Annotated in this window: 4 protein-coding genes; 2 read left to right on the top strand and 2 right to left on the bottom strand. The window is 62.6% G+C overall.

Annotated elements, in window-relative coordinates; all coding sequences use genetic code 11:
* Positions 1 to 469: 469 nt before the first annotated feature.
* Complete coding sequence (locus EKH49_RS16250) at positions 470 to 1,384, bottom strand: hypothetical protein (protein WP_128471668.1); 915 nt, start codon at positions 1,382 to 1,384, stop codon at positions 470 to 472.
* A 30-nt stretch (positions 1,385 to 1,414) separates the two neighbouring features.
* On the bottom strand, positions 1,415 to 3,535 hold the full coding sequence (locus EKH49_RS16245) for a RecQ family ATP-dependent DNA helicase (protein WP_128471667.1): 2,121 nt from the start codon (positions 3,533 to 3,535) through the stop codon (positions 1,415 to 1,417).
* Positions 3,536 to 3,712: 177 nt separating this feature from the next.
* On the opposite strand from EKH49_RS16245, the gene EKH49_RS16240 reads away from it, so the two are divergent.
* Positions 3,713 to 5,137: a phosphomannomutase/phosphoglucomutase gene (locus tag EKH49_RS16240; protein ID WP_201739637.1), complete on the top strand. Its 1,425-nt coding sequence runs from the start codon at positions 3,713 to 3,715 to the stop codon at positions 5,135 to 5,137.
* 12 nt (positions 5,138 to 5,149) lie between these two features.
* A complete protein-coding gene (locus tag EKH49_RS16235; RefSeq protein WP_038993806.1) occupies positions 5,150 to 5,620 on the top strand; it encodes a hypothetical protein in 471 nt (156 codons plus the stop codon).
* The last annotated feature ends 114 nt before the right edge of the window (positions 5,621 to 5,734 follow it).

Raw genomic sequence — 5,734 nt, 5'->3', positions numbered from 1 at the left:
GGTGATCCTTTGATCTGGTGATTTAGAGCTTCAACAACTCCTATTTTTCCAGTTCAGGTCACCTTTTCTTCTTTTAAGTCAGTTAATGACTGCCGTTGCCATGGAATACCCGGGTTAACGAAGAAAATTCCCGACTGGCGCATTGAAAGTTGACCAGCATTTCGTAAAGTGGTCCGTTTCGGGAAACATGCCCTGGGAATCGCTAACAGTCGTTTGGCGCGCCTTAGGCACGTCCATGCGCCACCCGGGCACAAGTACACGTTGGGCATCCTAGGGCGCTAGAAACAATCACCCGAAGCGCCGGCCTGATTGCGGTGACGTTCTTTTTCGCCGTCGCACTGACCTGAAGTGCCAATAGCTTGCGAGCAGAAAACGCGAACGGGCGAGCACACCGCGTCGACTTCGGCCAGTTGCCGGTCCAGTCGGGGGCGCAAATGGCTGACCATCCAACGTCACTGGATTGCCGTTGCTAATCCTCGCGCTTCACGAAAGTCCGCAGCATGTTCTGCACGATATCTTCCGGCAACGACGTATGGCGGACGATAATTTCCGACATCCGTTCCAGATCGGTATCTGCGATGGCATCGAAGAGCGCTTCGCGTTCAGCTTCCGGAAGCTCGGCAGCATCGAAATGCACAGGGCCATCCGGTCCCTGGCCTTCAAAACGGAAGTCTGCGACATTCCCGTTGGCGTTCGCGCCAGACATTGGGGATGTGGAGATCATGCGTTCCAAATCATCGACCGGCAGGTCCGTATAGCCGTGAAGAATCTTTGCCGCTGCTTCAAAGTTGGAATCCCGCAGCATCGAGAACAGCTGGTCGTATTCATTGGGCGGCAGCTGCTCGCTGGAAAACTCGCGGCTCTCGCCATCAAGCTCAAATGCCATCTTGAAATGCGTGGCACTGGGTTCCTGGAGGGAACTGAACTGCTCGCTCCATTCCTGGGGAACAACCCAGGGATCATCGGCCGATGCTGGCGCTGACTCGGCAGCGGCAGTTGCCGCCGCTTCTCGATCTTCGCGCTCAACTTGGGCTTCGAGCTTGTCGCCCAGGGCCTTGAGCTCGTTATCATCGTTCGGTAATTCCTTGGCAGGGGCAGTCTGCGGGTACTTGTCGAGGCTGCGGACTGCGATCACGCAATTCTTGACCGAGTCGCCGGTAGCCTCGCGGAAGTCCTTGACCGCGCCCATGATGTCGCCCTTGGCCAAATTGCGGTACACCGAATTGCGGGAAGCATCATCTAGTCTCGCGTTCGCGGCCTGTGCCGCCTCACGGGAAATCGCCTGCGCGATTTGCGCAGTGTTCTTCTTGCGAAGCGCTTGCAGACCGAAGTAGCCCAGGGCAATCACTGCAATGAGGACAACGAGCCAGATGAGAAATTCCATACTTCCAGACTACTTTGTTTAACTGTGCGATTACCCAGCTACGCCCAAAGTGAAAGGCATGACACCCGGAGCGCCGGCGATCCGCAAGGCCCGTCCAGCCATCGCGATAGACCACCGCGAATCGACCAGGTCGTCAACGAGCAGCACCGGCCCTGGAGCATTGGCAATGAGCTGTTCAAGCTGGGTTGGAAGTTCGAACGCATCAGCTACCGCGGCAACACGGAAAGCCGAGTTTCCTCCGGGACCGTTCTGCGGTCCGGGACCGCGATATTCGAGCTGGCCCAGATAGCGCAGCCGACCTACTTCGGCCAGGCCTTGGGCCAGCGAGGTGATCAGCTGGGGCCGCTTATTCGATGGCATGGCCACCACACCCACCGGGCGTTCCTCCCAGTTCCATTCGGCCAGCACCTTGATACAGGCCTCGAACATCGCCTTGTCGATCGGGTTGTCGGCAGGGTCGGCGAAGATCTGGCGCAAGCGGTTGCCCCAGCCGAGGTCGGTCAACCGGGCCAGCGCACGGCCCATGGCCACCTGCTCGTCAACAGGGATCTTGCCTTTGAGCGTGTAGCCCAGCCGATCCAGTCCGGAGGGGTACAGCTTGCGCGGCTCGATAGGCACACCCACCCGGCCCAGGGCCGCCTGCGCACTGTCCTTGGAGTCGTCGGGGATATGGTCGTCGAACCACACGCCGGCGCAGTTGTCGCACCGGCCGCACGGCGCGGACTGCGGGTCGTCCAACGCGTCTGTCAGGAACTGCATGCGGCAGCTACGCGTGTTCTCATAGCTGACCATGAGGTTCTGCTCATGGACCCGGCTCTGCGCCACCCGCTTGTAGCGATCGGCATCATAGGTCCACGGCATGTCCGTGCGCATCCAGCCGCCAGCCACGCGCTCCACTGCGCCGTCCACCGCCAGGACCTTCAGCAGCAGCTCAAGCGGCGAGCGCCGAAGGTTCACCGCGCTTTCCAACGCCGGGACACTCATCGCCCCGTCCGCCTTGGCCAGGGTCTCGAGCACCTGGGTGGCACGCTCCTGGTCCGGCATGGAGCTGGTGGCGAAGTATTCCCAGATTTCCGAGTCATCAGGCCCGGGCAGCAGCAGCACATCCGCGTTGACGCTTCCACGTCCGGCACGGCCCACCTGCTGGTAGTAGGCCACCGGCGAGCTGGGCGCACCGACGTGCAGCACGAAGCCGAGGTCCGGCTTGTCGAAGCCCATGCCCAAGGCGCTGGTGGCGATCAGCGCCTTCACTTCATTGTTCTTCAACGCCTGCTCCAGGCGTTCGCGTTCTTCCAGATCGGTGCGTCCGGTGTACGCGGCAACTTCGTGCCCGGCGTCCTTGAGCAGTCGGGCAATATCCTCGGCGGCAGAAACCGTCAAGGTGTAAATGATGCCGGAGCCCTTGAAGTCCTCGAGGTGGCTGAGCAACCAGGCCAGCTGCATGCGCGGCGACGCCAAACGCAGGACGCCCAGGCGCAGCGAGTCGCGGGCCAGGGTGCCACGCAGCGTGAAGACCTCTTCGGTGCCGCCGGCCAGCTGTTCGGCCACATCCTGGACGACTCGGCTGTTCGCGGTGGCGGTAGTCGCCAGCACCGGCAGGCCCTGGGGCAACCGGGCAATCAGATCGCGGATGCGGCGGTAGTCGGGACGGAAATCGTGGCCCCAGTCGGAGATGCAGTGCGCTTCGTCGATCACCAGCAGGCCCAGGCGCTGCATCAGCATCGGCAGCTGCTGCTCGCGGAAGGATGGATTGTTCAAGCGCTCCGGGGATACCAGCAGCACATCCAGCTCGTTGCGCTGCAGCTTTTCGAGAATCTCGCGCCATTCGAGCACATTGGCCGAGTTGATGGCCGCAGCGCGGACGCCCGCACGCTCCGCGGCCGCGACCTGGTCGCGCATCAGGGCCAGCAGCGGCGAAACGATCAGTGTTGGCCCGTAGCCCTGTTCGCGCAGCAGCAGGGAAGCGATGAAGTACACCGCGGATTTGCCCCAGCCGGTGCGCTGGACGACGAGGGCACGGCGCCGCTGGGCCACCAGCGCGCTGATCGCTTCATACTGTCCGTCATGGAACTGCGCGTCCGGGTTTTGCACCAGGGCGCGCAGCTTCTGCAGTGCCAGCGTTTTCAGATCCACTTGCGTTGAGCCATCCATGCCTCCAGTATTTCAGTTCCCGCCTACGATTTGGCTCGCGGCGCCCGCTGATTGTGGATGGGCGCCGCCAAGCTGCGGGGGCGCCCGGGGCCAATGCGCTGAAATGTTAGGCATTTCCCACCTGGATTCGCTTGCATCTCAATGATTTGAATCGGCCTAGCCGGTAGGCTGAAAGGCGTGAGTGAACAGATTGACCTAAATCAGAGCTTTAAGGCCTACGACGTGCGTGGCGTGGTCGGCGAGACCCTGGATGCCGAAGCAATTGAAGCTATTGGCGCTGCCTTTGTCGACGTGCTGTCGCTGCCCGGCAAGGACGTACTGGTTGGCGGCGATATGCGTCCGTCCTCCGCGGAATTCGCCCAGGCCTTCGCCCGCGGCGCCACCTACCGCGGTGCCAACGTGGTCATGCTCGGATTGATTTCCACCGATGAGCTGTATTTCGCCTCGGGCAAGTTCAATGCCGCCGGTGTCGTCTTCACCGCAAGCCACAATCCCGCCCAGTACAACGGCATCAAGATGTCCAAGGCCGGCGCCCGCCCGATTTCCTCGGCAACCGGCCTTTTCGACATTCGCGATCTGGCCCAGCAGTACCTGGACGAGGGCCTGCCGGTCTCCGGCGATGCCCCGCAGGGCAGCATCAGCGAACGCGATGTGCTGGCCGACTACGCAGCCTACCTGCGGGAATTAGTGGACTTGTCGGCCATTCGCCCGTTGAAGATCGTGGTGGACGCCGGCAATGGCATGGGCGGCATGACCACCCCTGCAGTCCTCGGGGGCACGGTGCTGGCCGAGTTGCCGCTGGAGATCATCCCGCTGTACTTCGAGCTGGACGGCACGTTCCCCAACCACCCCGCCAACCCGCTGGAACCGGAGAACCTCAAGGACCTGCAGGCAGCGGTGCTGGAGCACGGCGCCGACCTCGGCCTGGCGTTCGACGGCGATGCCGACCGCTGCTTCGTGATCGACGAGCGCGGCCTGCCGCTGTCCCCCTCGGCCATCACCGCGCTGGTTGCGGTGCGCGAAATCGCGCGAGTGCAGGCCGCCGGCGAACAATCCCCGGTGGTCATCCACAACTTGATCACCTCCAAGGCGGTGCCGGAATTCGTCGCCAAGGCCGGCGGCACCCCGGTGATGACCCGCGTGGGCCATTCCTTCATCAAGGCCGAGATGGCCGCCCAGGGTGCGGTCTTCGGCGGCGAGCATTCGGCCCACTACTACTTCCGCGACTTCTACAACGCCGATACCGGGATGCTCGCCGCCATGCATGTGCTGGCCGCTTTGGGCGGGCAGCAGCTGCCGCTCTCCGAGCTGGGTGCCGAGTATGAGCCATACGTTGCCACCGGTGAAATCAATTCCGAGGTGGAGGACAAGGCCGGAGCCACCGCCCGCGTGGTGTCCCACTTCCAGGACCAGCCAGTGGACGTGACAACCATGGACGGCACGACCATTTCGGCAGTCGACGGCAGCTGGTGGATCAATCTGCGCCCGTCGAACACCGAACCGTACCTGCGTTTCAACGGCGAGGGCCGCACCGCGCAGATCATTGAGCCCATTCGCGATGCCGTGCTGGCTATCGTGCGTGAAAACACCGTCGCCAACTAGCAAAGGGAAGACATGAACCTCGAAGAACTGGATGAAGGCGTCAAGGACGCGCTGAACAAGGTCTTGGGCACCGCCCTGGGCGTAGCCCGCGAACAGCTGGAGGAGCAGGGCGTGTTCCTGCCTTTCGCCATCGCGCTGGAACCGCAGGAAGGCGAAGACGAGCCGGAGCTGCGCCTGATTGCGGTTCCGCCAACGGACGATCCCGAGGATCCGGAAGCCGACATCGACACCGAAGCCATGGTTGCCGACCTGATGCAGGTGCTGAACCAGCAGGGCACCCACTTCCAGGCCATCGCCGTCGCCTCCGACGTGCTGCTCCAGGACAATGACCAGGACGCCATCCACATTGTTGCCGAGCACCGCATCGGTGCCGCGCTGGCCATCGTGCAGCCGTACACCATGCCTGCCGAGCCAGGCGGAGAATGGCACTTCGATGAGCCGGCGGCAGAGTCGGCGGAAGCCATCTGGGCCAACGCGCTCTAGCCCAGATGTTTCATCACGCCTTACACGGCCACCGAAATCCATTACCGAGTGATTCCCGGTGGCCGTTTCCGGTTGCGCGCACGACCAAGAGCGCCTGAACCACCAGCGCTGGGT

Source organism: Glutamicibacter sp. HZAU (assembly GCF_004100365.1).
Classification (GTDB): domain Bacteria; phylum Actinomycetota; class Actinomycetes; order Actinomycetales; family Micrococcaceae; genus Glutamicibacter; species Glutamicibacter nicotianae.
This window is presented reverse-complemented; position numbering and strand designations above follow the sequence as displayed.